At 34.7% G+C, this 16566-nt stretch carries 16 protein-coding genes; 7 read left to right on the plus strand and 9 right to left on the minus strand.

Annotation, left to right across the window (positions count from 1 at the left end; translation table 11 throughout):
• Positions 1-169 precede the first annotated feature (169 nt).
• The 7 genes from VB694_RS21550 (at position 170) to VB694_RS21585 (ending at position 5939) form a co-directional block, all read left to right on the plus strand.
• Positions 170-397, plus strand: coding sequence for a transposase family protein (locus tag VB694_RS21550; RefSeq protein ID WP_416233494.1), 228 nt, complete (start codon positions 170-172; stop codon positions 395-397).
• 374 nt (positions 398-771) lie between these two features.
• Positions 772-1608: a metallophosphoesterase gene (locus VB694_RS21560; RefSeq protein WP_323362386.1), complete on the plus strand. Its 837-nt coding sequence runs from the start codon at positions 772-774 to the stop codon at positions 1606-1608.
• 164 nt (positions 1609-1772) lie between these two features.
• Entirely contained in the window at positions 1773-2456 is a 684-nt protein-coding gene (bchM, locus tag VB694_RS21565) for a magnesium protoporphyrin IX methyltransferase (RefSeq protein ID WP_323362387.1), read from the plus strand.
• A gap of 89 nt (positions 2457-2545) precedes the next feature.
• Positions 2546-3058 carry a hypothetical protein gene (locus VB694_RS21570; RefSeq protein ID WP_323362388.1) on the plus strand — a complete coding sequence of 171 codons (513 nt, stop codon included), beginning with the start codon at positions 2546-2548 and terminating at the stop codon, positions 3056-3058.
• Positions 3059-3089: 31 nt separating this feature from the next.
• Positions 3090-3470 (plus strand): DUF423 domain-containing protein, encoded by a 381-nt coding sequence (locus tag VB694_RS21575; protein ID WP_323362389.1) that lies wholly within the window; start codon positions 3090-3092, stop codon positions 3468-3470.
• Between the two features lie 141 nt (positions 3471-3611).
• Positions 3612-4379, plus strand: a complete 768-nt coding sequence (locus VB694_RS21580) for an ATP-binding cassette domain-containing protein (protein WP_323362390.1) — start codon at positions 3612-3614, stop codon at positions 4377-4379.
• Positions 4380-4412: 33 nt separating this feature from the next.
• A complete protein-coding gene (locus tag VB694_RS21585) occupies positions 4413-5939 on the plus strand; it encodes a glycine betaine ABC transporter substrate-binding protein (protein WP_323362391.1) in 1527 nt (508 codons plus the stop codon).
• Between the two features lie 21 nt (positions 5940-5960).
• Here the strand turns inward: VB694_RS21585 and VB694_RS21590 are convergent, their stop codons facing one another.
• From VB694_RS21590 to VB694_RS21630, 9 genes are all read right to left on the minus strand, one after another.
• Complete coding sequence (locus VB694_RS21590) at positions 5961-6338, minus strand: HEPN domain-containing protein (protein WP_323362392.1); 378 nt, start codon at positions 6336-6338, stop codon at positions 5961-5963.
• The gene (locus VB694_RS21595) at positions 6335-6658 is read right to left on the minus strand and encodes a nucleotidyltransferase domain-containing protein (RefSeq protein ID WP_323362393.1); all 324 of its coding nucleotides are present in this window, start codon (positions 6656-6658) and stop codon (positions 6335-6337) included. Before VB694_RS21595 ends, VB694_RS21590 begins: the two co-directional genes overlap by 4 nt.
• A gap of 185 nt (positions 6659-6843) precedes the next feature.
• Positions 6844-8199, minus strand: a complete 1356-nt coding sequence (locus VB694_RS21600; RefSeq protein WP_323362394.1) for a hypothetical protein — start codon at positions 8197-8199, stop codon at positions 6844-6846.
• A gap of 189 nt (positions 8200-8388) precedes the next feature.
• Positions 8389-8886, minus strand: a complete 498-nt coding sequence (locus VB694_RS21605; protein WP_323362395.1) for a DUF427 domain-containing protein — start codon at positions 8884-8886, stop codon at positions 8389-8391.
• Positions 8887-9002: 116 nt separating this feature from the next.
• A complete protein-coding gene (locus VB694_RS21610) occupies positions 9003-10532 on the minus strand; it encodes a radical SAM protein (protein WP_323362396.1) in 1530 nt (509 codons plus the stop codon).
• A gap of 177 nt (positions 10533-10709) precedes the next feature.
• Complete coding sequence (locus VB694_RS21615) at positions 10710-12293, minus strand: mechanosensitive ion channel family protein (protein WP_323362397.1); 1584 nt, start codon at positions 12291-12293, stop codon at positions 10710-10712.
• 72 nt (positions 12294-12365) lie between these two features.
• Positions 12366-13481: a mechanosensitive ion channel family protein gene (locus VB694_RS21620; protein WP_323362398.1), complete on the minus strand. Its 1116-nt coding sequence runs from the start codon at positions 13479-13481 to the stop codon at positions 12366-12368.
• Between the two features lie 233 nt (positions 13482-13714).
• Positions 13715-16279 (minus strand): iron uptake porin, encoded by a 2565-nt coding sequence (locus VB694_RS21625; RefSeq protein ID WP_323362399.1) that lies wholly within the window; start codon positions 16277-16279, stop codon positions 13715-13717.
• A gap of 44 nt (positions 16280-16323) precedes the next feature.
• On the minus strand, positions 16324-16566 hold a 243-nt coding region (locus VB694_RS21630), incomplete at its 5' end, for a hypothetical protein (RefSeq protein ID WP_323362400.1).

Raw genomic sequence — 16566 nt, forward strand, 5'->3', positions numbered from 1 at the left:
CCCAGTGTAGACAGTAAAGAGATTACCCGCAACTTTCTGCAACACTTCACGGAAATAACAGACCCTAGTACCGCTTCGCGAAAGTCAAAAATCAAAAGTCAAAACAAATACAGACTAAGCTTTTCACAGATTGGGAATGGTTGGTTTATTTCCGCAGTGCTGTACTAGAGTGAAAAGGACTCGATTGCATTTACTCACCGATATTATCACTATTTCCTTGTTGGCATTCATAGCAGGTGCAGAAGGGTGGTTAGAGACATTTTTAGAATTACCAGAAGAAATACCCAGTCCAGATACATTTAGAAGAGTATTTGAGAGAATAAACCCCAAAGAATTTGAGCAATGTTTTCGGAATTGGGTGCAATCATTAGTAGAGAAATTGGGTGTAGAAGTATAGCAATCCTAAATCAGTTATGAACAACAAGATCCCCGACTTCTGTGATCAATTTATCATTTATGGACATAATTAATGAAAGAAGTCGGGGATCTGACTCTTGCAGTGTTCACAAATCAAATAGGATTGCTATAGTTGCTATAGATGGTAAAACTCATCGGGGGTAATATGACCGAGAATTGAAACTAAAAGCCTTACATACAGTGAGTGCATGGGAAGAGTGAAAACAGGTTGATTTTAGGGCAACAAATCTTAGGTATAAATACGGAGAAATCTACAATTTTTATAAAACTTCCCAAAAGTTATCTCATTCATACAAACAAACCGAAAAATTTCAGTTAACCTATAAATAAGAATATTCAAAATATTAAACAATTATGCACAGATTATTATCTGGACCGTTGACTATAGAAAAATTAACGGTAAAAATTGCGGGTTTACCTGCATCATTACAAGGTAAAAAACTAGTGCAAATGTCAGATTTTCATTATGATGATGTGCAATTGTCAGATAAAATGTTAGCAAGAGCGATCGCAATTACTAACCAAGCACAACCAGACTTAATTTTATTAACCGGCGACTACATCACCACCAGCACAGCACCCCTGAAGAAATTGGCAAAACACCTCAAAAAATTGCAAAGTCGTTGTGGTATTTATGCTGTATTAGGAAACCACGATATATTTCCTAGAAACTCCAAATCTGAAGTGACAGATACTTTCACAAATATAGGTATTTATGTTCTCTGGAATCAAATTTCCTATCCACTAGGAAAAGAATTACCAATCGTAGGACTAGCAGATTTTTACTCACAAGAATTTAATCCTACACCAGTCATGAACCAACTAGATCCTCAGACACCACGCATAGTTTTATCCCATAATCCAGATACAGCAGAAATATTGCAAAAATGGCGCGTAGATTTGCAATTATCTGGTCATACTCACGGTGGACAAATCGTTATTCCCGGATTGGGTCCTGTATTAATGATTTACCAAAAAATTGCTCTCAAAACATCTAAAAAACTGCAATATTTTATGCCATTTTTGCGAAATACTAAGCCTAGTATTATTCATTGGGAATGGTCAGAGGGTTTACATCAAATCGGAAAAAATCAACTATATGTCAATCGTGGTTTAGGCACTTATTTGCCCGGACGTTTATTTTGTCCGCCAGAAGTGACGATAATTACTTTACAACGTAAATCACGTTAATTTTTGAATTAGTTGTTGTTAATTGAGAGGATTCAAAAATTAAAGCCTAAAAAATTACAAAGTTGAGAATTTAAATTTATAACTTAAAAAGTGTGTTAAATCAAAATCAAGTATTATAATTTTATTGTAATTTTAAGAATTGTGAACTCTTAACAATCAAGGTTATGAACGCAGCCGACGATAAAACAATAGTACGTGAATACTTCAATTCTACAGGTTTTGACCGTTGGCAACGCATCTATGGAGATGGTGAAGTCAACAAAGTTCAGCTAGATATCCGTACTGGACATCAACAAACTGTGGATACAGTCATCGGCTGGTTAAAAGATGATAACAATCTATCAGAGTTATCTATTTGCGATGCTGGGTGTGGTGTGGGTAGTCTCAGTATTCCTCTCGCAACTGAAGGTGCGAAGGTTTACGCCAGTGATATATCCGCTAAAATGGTATCAGAAGCCCAGGACAGGTCTGTAAAAGCTTTTTCCAATTCTATAAATCCTACTTTCGCGGTACAGGATTTAGAATCTTTAAGTGGTAATTATCACACCGTTATTTGTTTGGATGTTCTCATCCACTACCCCCAAGAGAAAGCTGATGAGATGATTTCTCACCTGTGTTCTTTGGCACAATCACGGATGATTATCAGTTTTGCACCTAAAACCTGTTTCCTCACTATCCTCAAAAAAATTGGTAGTTTCTTTCCAGGTCCGAGTAAAGCTACTCGTGCCTATTTACACCGTGAAACTGATGTGGTGAAAATTCTGGAGAAAAATGGCTTTAAAGTGCAAAGAAAAGCCATGACTAAAACAAGCTTCTATTTTTCTCGTTTGTTAGAAGCAACACGATAATAACAATATCCCCAACTTCTTCAAAAAGTCGGGGATTTGAACACACTAAGGTTAAAATTGCAAGCAAAGTCTAACTTTGAGGTAAAACTATGAAGACGGCGGAAAAATTGGCTGCTGGTTGGCTGCTCACACTCGGATTCATGTTTTTAACAACAACAGTATCAGCAGTAATTACAAAAAATACCACACTCAAGCCTATTTTACCAGGGATACCTGATGAAGCATTGGCAAAAGATTTTATTAATAAAGACGCACTTTATCAACTTGATAATACTGCTACTCAAGGTATCATTTTTGGCGTTCCTACGGCGTTATTGGGGGGATGGTTAGTATTAGGAATGTATAAACAAAATCGACAAAATAAAAAAGTTTTGACAGAGCGACAAAATGAGTATTTGCAATGCCAAGAACAAGCAAAGCTATCGCAATTTTATCAGATGTTACAAGCAAATAATGGCAGAATAACTTTATTAAGTTTTGCCATGCAATCTCAATTACCACCATCAGAAGCTCAACAATTTTTAGATCAAAAAGCTAAAGAATTTAATGCTAATTTTCAAGTAAATGAAGAAGGAGGCGTATCATATCATTTTGATGTTTAGTGTTGTTTTGCTCATTTACATCTAGGTGATTATGACGCAGATTTTTTTAACTGTAGCTGCTATTTTTGGTGGTTTATCTGTTGCTGCTGGTGCTTTTGGCGCTCATGCTTTGCGGGAAAAAGTCAGTGAAAGAATGTTAGAAATTTTCGATACTGGCGCACGTTATCAAATGTATCATGCTCTGGCATTGTTATTAGTAGCTATGATCATGAGTCGTTTGGAAATTCCACCGACTACACTCGTAGTTAGTGGTTGGTTATTTATTATTGGTGTGGTGATTTTTTCAGGTAGTTTGTATGCTCTCAGTTTAAGTGGTATTAAATCTTTGGGAGCAGTTGCACCATTAGGAGGATTAGCATTAATGGCTGGTTGGGGTGCTTTAGCTCTTACCGCTGCAACTATCAAATTTTAATGTAAACAAAATCCTCGGCTGATTGAAAAAGTCGGGGATTGAGAACTTTAAACATGATAATATATCTGTGGTGATAATTAATCAAAATATGCAAATAGTATTGTTTATCCTCAAGCCTTAATTTTATTTTACTAAAAACTCATGTTATCAACACCAGAAATTGCCGTTGAGTTTCGAGATGTCAGTTTTGAAATTAATCATCGTCCTTTATTATCTAACCTAAATCTAAGCATTTATCAAGGGGAAGCTTTGATTTTATTGGGGCGTAGTGGCAGTGGAAAAACCACGACTTTAAAATTAATTAATCATTTGCTTGTACCCACCCAAGGACAAGTTTTAGTCCAAAGTCGCTCTACAACTAATTGGGATGCTATTAAACTGCGGCGACGTATTGGTTACGTCATCCAAGAAACAGGCTTATTTCCTCATTTTACCATCGCCGAAAATGTCGGACTTGTACCATCTTTAGAAAAATGGCCAGCACAGAAAATTGAGGCGCGAGTATATGAAATGTTAAACTTAGTTGGACTAGAACCCAAACAATTTGCTCAACGTTATCCTCATCAACTATCAGGAGGTCAGCGTCAACGTGTTGGAGTTGCTAGGGCTTTAGCCGCAGACCCACCTATATTATTAATGGATGAACCTTTTGGCGCACTTGATCCTATCACTCGTTTAGAATTACAACAACAATTTCAATATTTACAACAACAATTAGGAAAAACTGTAATATTTGTCACCCATGATATTCAAGAAGCTTTCTTTTTAGCAACTAGAATTGGTTTAATGTATGCAGGAAATTTAGTTGTCTTAGGAACGAGAAGAGAATTACTTCAATCTAGACATCCAGAAGCACAAGCTTTTCTTGCTTGTTTAAATACTGCAAATAATTGGGAACAAAATAATTAAAATCAATTAAAATCAATTAAAATCAAAAAAACTATGTTTTTATTTCAATATGCTCCAGAAATTATTCTTCACAGTGGTGAACATTTAATATTAGTAGCTATAGCCATGATAGTGGCCATTTCTATTGGTATTCCTTTGGGTATTTTTATCACTCGTCAACCCAAATTAGCTGCTCCTATTCTTGGTTTAGCAAATGCTATCCAAACTATTCCCAGTTTAGCCATATTTGGTTTTTTAATTTCCGTCCCTTTCCTGGGAGGAATAGGTAAAAATCCCGCCATTGTTGCTTTAACTCTTTATGCTTTATTACCGATAATTCGTAATACTTACATTGGCATTAATAGCATCAACCCCGCCATTAAAGAAGCTGGTGTAGGGATGGGAATGACAGATCAACAATTATTATTACAAGTAGAAATTCCCCTGGCTTTACCAGTTATTTTAGCAGGTGTGAGAGTTGCAACAGTAATATCTGTAGGAATTGCCACAATTGCTGCTGCTATTGGTGGTGGCGGTTTGGGAGTATTTATTTTTCGAGGAATTTCTACAGTTAATAATGAATTAATTTTAGCAGGTGCAGTCCCCGCTGCTTTTATTGCTTTAAGTGCAGATTTTGGTTTAGGATTTTTAGAAAAAAAACTGACTAAACAAACAGAAAATAAAGGTAAGTTTAATCGAAATATACGCATTATTTTAGGAATAATTGGTTTAATTATAGCCGGATTAATAGCATTTAACTATCAACAAACTCCAGCAACAATTACTATTGGATCAAAAAATTTTACTGAACAGGTTATTTTAGGGGAAATATTAGCACAGCAAATAGAAAATCATACTAATTTAAAAGTAGATAGGAAGTTGAATTTAGCTGGTACATTTATTGCCCATGAAGCGGTAAAAGCAGGAAAAATCGCAGGTTATGTAGAATATACAGGTACTGCATTTGCAGCAGTTTTAAAAGAAAAAACCATTACAGATCCGCAAGTTGTTTATGAAATAACTAAAAAGGCATATCAAGAAAAATATAATTTAACAGTTATGCAACCTTTGGGTTTTGAAAATACTTATGCTATGCTTATTCGTCCTGAAGATGCGAAAAAATGGCAAGTTAAAACCCTTTCAGAAATTGCTAAATATACTCCCCAATTGCAAGCAGGTTTTGGTTATGAATTTTTAGAACGTGCTGACGGTTATCCTGGTTTATCTAAAACCTATGGTTTAAAATTTGCCAAGATTAAACAAATGGAATTAGGGGTAATGTATCAAGCATTAAAGGAGAAACAAGTTGATTTTATCGCTACAAATTCTACAGATGGTTTAATTCAAGTTTTGAACCTAGCAATGTTAGAAGATGATAAAAAATACTTTCCACCTTATGAAGCTGTACCTGTTTTTAATCAAGAAATACTAGAAAAATATCCTGAGTTGGTAGAAACTATTAATCAATTAGCGGGTAAAATTTCTACTCAAGAAATACAAAAGATGAATTATCAAGTTGATAATCAATCTCAACCAGTGGAAGATGTGGTAAGGGAGTGGTTAAAATCTAAAAAATTATAGTTTTAATATGATTTTTCACGCTTATAAATTTTTCTCGGCAATTTCAATAAATTTTTTGCTTTGTTCAATCAAAATTCTCACATCTTCCTCACTTAAATTAACGGTATCATCAATACTATAATCTCCTTGAGTCCTTTTATCTTGAGCATCAATCAAATAACGGTGAAATTCCAGGGGAACAATTCCCTTTTTAGCAACTTCTCTACCAAAACATGAAATTACAGCAGCATGACTAGAAAAAGTAAACCCTTGCTGCCACAAAAAGGCTTCGGCAATATAGAACATGGTATAATACGCTCTGGAAGCCGCAAAGTTATATAATTTATTTTCTGCTAAAATCTCAGATGCTAGTAAACTTTCTTTAGCTTTTTTAATAAATTTATGTTGTTCCGAGTTCATAGGAAAATACCCTCTTTTTTGACATTGTAATTAAAGGGAGTATTTTCATTTTCAAATTTTGCAGAAGATATAAAATGACGGGAAATAACCACATCATGATTTAGACAAATTTCAGATATTATCTGACTGGTTCTATCAATTTCGTGATAGGGGTTAATTTCTGATTTGAGAACTACCAAAATATCAATATCAGAAAATTCTTTAGCTTCTTCTCTCGCTTGAGAACCATATAGTATAATTGCCGATAATTTGTCTTGATAAAGATTTTGCAAAGCTTGTTTTACTTGTTGTAATATGATATCAACCTGTGATTTATTCATTGCTGAGATCATCCTTTATAGTTATAGCAGAAGGCAGGAGGCAGGAGGTAAAATACCCTTACTGCTTGAGTTTTGGTGAGTCAGTTTGTACCTCATGGATTTGCAATCTGCTGTATATGCTTAAAACTGAACTAGCAATTTTATTATATCAACAAAAAAGAATTAGCATAGGCCAATCTTGTCAATTACAACTGTTCCTTAATTTTCTCAAATATCCAATCAGGTATAGTGTGTTCTGTGCTACAAACAGAATTATATTTCTTTTCTATTTCCTGCCAATTAATTCTCTTGTCTGATAAAATTTCTTCAGTAAACATATCCAAAGCTTTACCTGTTAAACCTCTTTCTACACATCTTTTCATATACAACCGACTTTCTTCAATTTCTCCAATACATTCAAAGGGTGTGTGTTCACCTAAACCTACCATTTCTCGGAAAGTAGGAAGTAATTCTACATCATCAAATAAGTTGTTTTTAAAAACTTCATTAACAATACTTTGTTGGGAAAATGCCATTAAACCTAACCAAACATAAGCACATTTAGGGCATTTTTCACACCAAGGTTTTTGGACATTACAAGAATGTATTTTGGGAATAAATTCAGGGTATTTACTAAAGTTTTTAAAGATGCGATAATCGTAAATTGGTTGTAAAATACTGAAGTATTTAAAGTTAGTTAATAGGTGTTCTTGGATAAATTGATCCAAAATCTGTTCTGCTTCTAAACCTTTACCCCATTGATGATTAACTTCTTTTCCTATTTCATCCCAGAATAAATTACCTGTATTTGCGCTTTTTTCATGGGCTAAACATAGATAATTATATCCTTGATCTAACATTAAAATTAAAGATTCAAAAATAGAAACTGGTGTTTCTGGTGCAGTAATACCAGAATTTTCAGGAAAGTATAATTTCAAAAAGGGAAATTCTGTAAAATCATCAAAAATAGATATTTGATGTTTGGAGGTAGGTTTAACACATTCTAAGACTTGGGAAATTAAATGATGTTGAAAATCGGCTTTTCCGTAAACGCTATGGGAATATTGCATAGACGCAAAAGGAATAGCTACTTCTTCTAACATTTTCATAGCTAAAATGCTATCTTTTCCACCACCACAACCAGCAAGAATTGTTTGATGATCACCTAAAATAGTTGTAGGTTGACTTTTTCCTAATTCTTGGGAAGTAATAATTTCTGGTTGTTGATAGTCAGTGATATTATTTTCATACCAATGTTGTCCAAATACACCTTGATAAATTTGCACAAATAAATCTAAAACCGCAGGTTCCAAATATTCAGCAATAACAGAAATATCATAATATTGTGGAAATAAAGAACAAAATTTCATGCCTTCAAATAAGGCAATGTGAGAAACTATTCGTTGTATGATTGGTTGAGAATATTTTTCCATCAACCTAGAAAAAGAAACATCATGATAGAAAATCTTAGTAGAAAATTGAAATTTATCTGCACTGTAGCTAATTTCTATATGATGTTCGTGAATTTTTAAACTATAAATTTTTATAACTGATATTTTCATGATTATAAAGTTATTTTTGATTTCATAATGTAGGTTGGGTTGACGTTAGGAAACCCAACATTGATCAGATGATTAACTTTTGTTGGGTTTCACTTTGTTCAACTAACCCATGAAATTTACTATGGTTTAAACCAAACTACGAAATTAAGTTTTGTTGGGTTTCACTTTGTTCAACTCAACCTACGAAATTTACCATCCCCAAGTACCTGGTTCACCTTTAAATGGTCCAACAATATCAGCAGTGATCCATCCGCCATAAAAATCACCAGATTGGGGTTTTACTAGCTCATCATTTACATAACAAGCATCCATTAAGGCTGCGATAAAACCATAATATTCTTGAATGGGTAGAAAATCTGGTGTGGGGTTAAAATATCGCCAAGATGCAAAATTGATATACTTATCACCAATCTTGATATCATAATATTGATATGCACCTTTCCATTCACACAAATTTTTCTTGGGTGTTTCAATTAAATATTCTAGTTTGATATCTTCTGGGGGGAAGTAATAAGTTGGCGGATGACTGGTTTCTAAGACTCTTTTTCCTCTGGTTGTTTCTGCTAAAACAATACCATTACAAATTACTTTTAGGTGTTTGTCGGTATCTTGTAAAATTGCGGGACGGGGGTAGTCCCAAACTGATTCTTGTCCGGGTTTTGGGGGGATGGGTTGTGGTCTGATCATTGTTAACTTACTTAATTAATGGGATATTTTTTTCACGCAGAGGCGCAGAGAGAAATAGAGTTATTGTTTAATGATTTTATCCCGGAGTTAAGCAACCCCGGAATTTTTATCATTACTTAGTTGACACCAGCAGCTATTTTTGTGAGTCCTCCATGATAGTTGATGATTTTAGATTCTGCTTTACCGATTTGAGATAGTCTAAATTGCCAATCAGATATATCTTGATAGCTGAGATGGTGGGTGTCACAACTGGGAGTCCATAAACCACCAACGATGGATGGATCATCAAAACGTAGTAGTCCTGATTTACGAATGTTTTCTCCTTGAGGTGTTCCGGGGATGGGAGAAATTGCATAGGAAGCTACTTGAAATTCTAAGTCTGGGTTAATTTCTCTGAGTTGTTGATGGAGTTCTGATACTGCTTCTTCGAGACGAAGTAAACTGTCGTGGTTGTCGTCGGGAAGACCAATAATTAAACCATAAATGATGACGGGAAGACCTGCTCTGACAATAAGTTTCATCATCTCACAATGTTGTTGCCAGGGCAGCAGTTTACTGTAAGATTCTCTGCCAAAAACGGGACGTTCTGCGGGAATATATCCTAAAAATCCGCCAACTTTACCATCCCATCCCCACAGTGCTTCTATGATTTCTTCATCTGGTGTGAGGTCCGTGTGATCATAGTTGCGTCCTCTTCCTAATGTGGCTTTTCTAAGTTCTAAACCGTTAGGCCATAAAAGTGGCATTCCCATTTCTCGCGCTGCTGTGGTGATTTCGAGAATTTCTTCTTTTCCTCCTGGAAATAGCACTCTACCAAGAAATTGATCTGAACCCATAACTGTACATTTTGCGCCGGCTTCTTTTTGTCGAGCAATCCAATTGATGGTAGTTTGGGGTGACATTCGCCGATAACCTGATGTGTAGGTTGGTGTTTGGCAAAAGTCACATTTGCGATCGCATCCAATGTCAGGATATACCGAACCTATGGGTACTAAATCTTCCACAAAGGGTTCTTCTGAATATTCTTGTCCTAAACATTGTCTGGCTACATCTACCGATGGTAAAGCCCATTGATCAGGACTCATGGCTTGTGGGCGTGTGGGATGATAAGTACCATCGGCTAATATTACTCCTGTGAGTTTTTCTCTGGGAGTTTTACCGAGTACATAGTCAAAAATCGGCCAGTTAGCTGCTCCAGATTTATCAATTACTATCGCTGTTGCACCTGCATCTAAATAATATTTGGGTTCGGCGATCGCATCTGAACCACCAACTACAACGGGTTTTCCTTTACTCGCAAAATGAGCGATCGCCATACAAGTTACTTGGCGCTCTTGGGTATAATTAACAGTAATTCCCCAAGCATCATAGGTTTCTGGATCTATATCATAAATTCTCTGGCCTACATAGGCTTTGGTCAAATTCATCCCTTTCCAAGTTACTTCTCCAAAGGGTTCTTTAGAATCACCAGCTTTGAGATTTACCAATTGAGCATCAAAACCACCAGCTTGTAAATCTGCCATTAATACCTGTTTACTTAACAAGGTATTACGTCTATATAATGCTGTCCAATTATGTCCTTCTTCGTCATATAATCCCAAAGCAGGTACTTCAACTAATCCGATGCTTGGATTTTTTGATTTCATGGTAATCCTCTGTTAATCTTTGATAGTTTCAATTATTGATAACCGAGTTTCGCAACAGTGAACTTTATATTTTGATCAAGCTTTTGTAGATTATCATTGTTTCATACTGTGGAAGACATACCAAATACAAAACTTAATTAACTGCCTAATTTGACCAAATTTATTCAAGATGGCTTTTTAATCTTCACTCCTGGGAATAGTAGCAGGAAGTAAAATACATTGGTTTTGAAAATTATCCATATAAAGTTTACGAAGAACACGCTGAATATGCAGATGTTTTCCCGGTTTAACCTTAGTTAAAGTTCGCAACAATAAGTGAGATTCACTCAAACTTTCCACACCTTCTACAAAAGTTGGTTCAACCACATCTAGCTCATTTTCTTTTAAATGTTGTCCTATTTCCTGAATTACTTCATATATATGTGATAAATTGGCATCACAAGGTACATTCACTTCCACAACCGCAAATATATATTGTTTAGAATAATTAGTAATTGAACCAATATCACCATTACGAATAATATGTAATTGACCATTAGGATGTCTAATGCGGGTGGTTCTCAGTTCTATTGCTTCCACAGTACCCTCTACTGCTTTTTCTTCAGCTTTCCCAGCTTCAATATAATCACCTACCAAATAGTAATTTTCAAAAAGAATAAAGAAGCCACAAACTATATCATTAATTAATGTTTGTGCGCCTAATCCTACAGCAATACCCACAATCCCAGCACCAGCTAAAATAGGAGTAGGATTAATATTAAGAATATAAAGAATAGAAACCGCAACACTAAAGTAGATAAAATATTGTAACAAACTACGAAACAAAGGAATCATAGTTAAACGTCTACTTCTTTGGGTATCAGTCAAATCCTGATCTTTAAATAGCACCTCTTCTAGTAGTAAGTAAATCACTTCAAACATCACGCGACTCAAGAAGATGATAGCAATGATTTTGATAATTTTTAAACCAAAAGTAGCCAATTTAGCTATTAACTGAACTTGCTGAACTACCAATGTTACTGTACAGACATAAATCACAAATTCTAAACACCTTTTCAAAAAAGGAATCAGGTGTTGGAGACGATCATAAAATCTTAATAAATTATCAGGACTGGAATATCTGACGCTTAGAACATCTAAAATATCAACAATTGCGGCCACTGCTTTGAGTATGAGTAATCCCACACTAATGATCAAATAAATCCGCAGTGCGATATATAGATATTCAGAAACTACTGTGGGTAATTTGAGAAATTGGGTACAAATAATGAGAACCCATAGCCAAATTCCACCTCTGATTCTTTGATTGAGTGCAGTAAAAAAAGCGTCAATACTTTCATCATCGGCGGTGTTTTGATCTAAATTCTTAGCACGATTACTAGCTATTTTTAACCAAGATTTGATCACTTTTAGAGAAAATATTGCTGTAATTACAACACCAATACTTTTAGCCAGATCAATTCCTAAAGTAACCCAAAATCCTGATGGAATCCGGCGAATCAGGGCTATTGTATATTGTTGGATGTTTTCACCCCGATAGATGAGAAAACCATTAGCACCGACAATTAAAAGGCACAATATTATACAACTAAGTAATAAGAACCCAGTAATATTGCGGCGCAGAATTTTGATTCTTAAATCGTCACCCTTCAATATTGATAATTTAACCAGGAGCTTGAATAACTTACCTACAAGCCATCTTAATAAGAGAAAAACAATTATTAAAATGCCAACTTCAGCCAAGATAATTAGTATGTTCATAGTGAAGTAATTTTTGCATTTTTATGATACCCAAATTCACAAAAAATTCGGGTATATCTATTCTCAACTGTTTTAATTATTGCTATTTTTCACCGGTTTATATTTTTCTGGTTCTGTTCTTAATTCTACATACAGAGAATCAATACCCTCTTGCTCCAAAAGTTCCAAAATGGCTAAATTTAAGTTTCTCTCAGCATCAAAATACAAGTTATCATCATTCACAAATGCCATCAATTCAATTACGCGAGCATTCTTTTCAATGTTTTTGAAACGCACTGTACACTTAGGAGAAAAACCAGGAATAGATGCTGGCATTTGTTGAATAGCATCGCAAATTCTCGCAGTTTTTTTTGCGGAAATACCATCAATTTTGAGAATTAAATTCAGCCCCCACTTTAATTCTTCCCCTGGATTTTGTGACCAATTTTCCACAATTCCAGAAATCATGCGAGAATTGGGCATTTTGATGATTGAACCCCATTTAGCTATGTGCAGTGTTGTGGTTCTAAATCCAATACCGAGTATCTGTACAAAACCATCTACTCCTGATATTCCTACCCAATCACCTTCTCGATAAAGATTATCGGAATAGATAATAATTGTACAAAACCAGTCATAAACAATGTCTTTGAACAGTAAACCTAAAGTGATACCAGCACCACCGAGTAACCCAACTAAAGCCGCCGCAGATTGTCCTAAAAAGATTTCACTAATTTTAATTACTAATACAATAATTGCAGCCGATTGAAAAATTTTCGGCATCAAAGGTCTGAGTAATTCATCAAGCTCAGTTTCTGTTTGCAGTACAACATTAGCAATTAGTTGACCTAAAATTGATGAACTACGATAAACAACATAGCCAATAATAAAAAGAACTATTAGGTTGATACTTTTACCAATAGTTTCGGTTAATTGAGACCCTAATTCCTGGGCAAGAATTTCTTTGATTAGCCAAAATCCACCAATGAGAATTAGCCAATTTAAAGCTGGCTTAACAATAGCAATTAATTCATCATCAAGGGTAGTTTCTGTTTTCTTGGTAAAATTTTCAATGGTTTTAATGATCACTGCTAAAACAAATCTTCTTAATGTCTGTGTTAGCGTTAATATGACAAGAACAGCAGCAATTTTCGCAATGGGAAAATTAGAGTAATCAATACTTTTGAGCGCGTTAGAGATAATTTCCATTTTTACCCTGTTTACTCTGTTAGATATTTGAGTCTGTTGATTTTAGATCATTGGATGATTTTTATCAGCGTTGAGGATTTTAACAGATATTTAAATCTTGTTTTCTGAATGCTGGCAAAAAAGTAATTAAACTTGACAAAAAATCAATCCCAACTACCCTTTTGTATCTATTTTTTTAAATTTAAAGTTGCTCAAGCAATATTTTGATTGTCCAATGTTGATTAAAGTAGGGATCAAAATTTAAAAGAAGTCCTGATCAATCCTACCCAAATTGTATCATTAGCGGCGTTATGTTCTGGATTAGTAATCATTAAAAATCCAGGAGTTAGATCAATTCTCTCAGTCAATGGGTAACGATAAGATAATTCCCAATGTAAGGAAGTATCTCGATCCCTGCGTTGCATAATATCATTACTTGTAACTTTAGGTGGCATCCCGAACACAAAACTTAATTGACTACCTAATTTGCCCAAATCTGTTAAAGATGCAGTAACTGCCCAACTCCAAATATCTGCATTTGCACCGGGATTAAAATCTATTCCATTTAAACTAGCTATAGCTTTATTTTCAGTCTTAAAGTAGCTAGTCCAACCGCCTAAAACCAATTTATTGCTTAATTTGTAGGTTAATTGTAAACCAAAAGCATTGGAAGAAGTTGGTGTATTTTCCCCAAAAGGTAATTGAGCAAATTGACTACCTTTACTACCAGTCACATTAATAGTTGATCCTGGTTTGGAGGCATAATAATTACCATAGGTAAAGGCAATACCAAGTTTATCTGAGGGGGTATAGGTTACTTGACTTAGTAAGGTATATTGTCCGCCAAATAATCCTTCATTTGGATCATTTCCAGAGGTGGTTAAATAACTAATACCTGCTGCTAATTGATCGGTGAATTGATAATAACCTACAGCACCACTACCAAATGCAAAGGAATAAATAGGACTTTCTGCACCAAAGTTAGAAATTGAACTCACAGGATTAAGTGCTGGAAAAATCCGCGTAGGAAAATCAGCCACGGGAGCAATAGCAATTATGCCTTTATCACCTATGGGAAATTGATAAAAGATTGTTCCTAGTCTGACATTATTATTGGTGTTTGTAGCACCTATCAAAAGAGTCATATCTGTTCCTGTGATGGCACTATTTAAATTATTAATATTCCCTGCAACTAGTTGGGTTTGTAGTTTATCTTTACCTGTAAAACTAGTATCTAGGGTGAGTGATGCGCGTCCTGAAAAGGTAGGATTCACAGTTAATTTTTCGGTGGAATTTGCACCAGGGGCTACTGCTTTTTTATCACCAAAACCACTAATTAAGTTAAAATCTACTCTACCTCTTAAAACTGTAGTTGTGCTAAATTGCTGATCTCGAATCAATGCAGTTTTTTCTTCTAAATTATCTACTCTATTAGTTATATTTTGGAGTTCTTGAGTAAATTCTGTTTGTAATCTTTGGACAACTGCTAAGTCTTGTTTATTAGCTAATTTATTGGTTTGTAAACTATCAAGCGATCGCCTAATTTTCAACAAACACGAATTTAACATAAATGCAAATTCATGGCGTTTTAGTGTTCTATTCCCAGTAAATGTATTTTGAGAAGTACCGCTCAGACATTGATGTTTTTCTACTAAATTACTTAATGCTGAATAAGCCCAATGTTGAGGATCAATATCTATTAATTGATTGACGTTAACAATGGGTTGTACATCACTGGGAGTATTATCATATAGATTGCCAATGGGAGATAATCTTAAATCATCTCCGCTAATTGCTGCCATAGAACTGATTTTAAATTGATTATTAATAGCTACAATTGCTTTTTTATTAACATCATCAGGAACTTTTGTATATCCTAATTCTGGATTTAATTTTTGTCCTTGGGTAAAAATCCATGTTACTAAACTTTGGGTTTTTTCCAGAATTTTTTGATCATCATAATTTTTAGGGAGTAGTAGCCAAGTTAAACTTACTAAAGGATAACCATTTTCTGGATCTTGAATATCTTCGGTAGTAAAATCATTATTAAACTTGACATTTGCTAAGGCTTTCTCTGTTGTTTCTACAGTTGGTTGAAGATAATTACCAGCTTTATTTTCAAGACTGGCAATGGATAGATTTTCTTGTAGAGCTATACTTGTTTGTACATAACCAATTGCTCCCTCAGTTCTGCTTACTTCTCCAGCGATCGCACTATCTTCTGTTAATGCCGAAAATACAGGAAATTTCCATTCTGGATTTTGACTAGGGAGAATTTTCCCCCCAGTAATTTTCTGAAGGTATTTAGTGAGAATAAAACTGGTACTGCAATTTTTAGCACAAGTTACAACTTGGATTTTCTGATTAGGAAATTTGGGATTAATTTGTTGCCAATTAGTAATTTCACCTGTGAATATTTTCCCTAATTGATCACGGGATAATTTTACGGTACTACTTACTTCTTTGAGATTATAAACAATAGCTACACTGCTTCCCCCCGTCGGTAACATCAATAAACCATCTTCCATTTGATTAATTTCAATGGGAGTAGGAATTAAAGTAGTAGCAGCAAATTCTACGGAGTCATTAATAAAAAATCTAATTCCCCCACCACTACCAACGGCGGTATATTTGAATTTTTCACCTGTTTGTGATTCATATTCTTGGCGATAACGTTCTAGCAATGGTTGTACAAATCCATCACCAGCACCCCTTAATACTTGAGCGAAAGCAGTATGAGCAGTGAAAATGATTGTTGTGGTACTGACTAAAGTAGCAGTTAAAAATTGCTGGTAGTTAGTGAATCTGAAAAATTTCATGAATATATACCAAACCCCTAAATGATAAAAAACAATGAATAGTTCTAGAGATTAAGTTTTTTCCTATAAATCACTATTTTATTACCATCTGTAGCAACTTCTAACCAAAAATCTTTAATCACAAATTGATAATAAAGTTCTCCTAATCTGGTACTGCGCCAAATACTAATTACTTGATCATTTGGTGACCATCTTTTAAAGGCTTTAACAGCAATTTCTGGTACTGCACTAGGATCAATTTCTTCGTCAACTTGAAGAATAGTTCCATTGGGGGTAACTTGTACTTG

It is taken from the genome of Anabaena sp. UHCC 0451, from assembly GCF_034931405.1.
Lineage (GTDB): Bacteria > Cyanobacteriota > Cyanobacteriia > Cyanobacteriales > Nostocaceae > RDYJ01.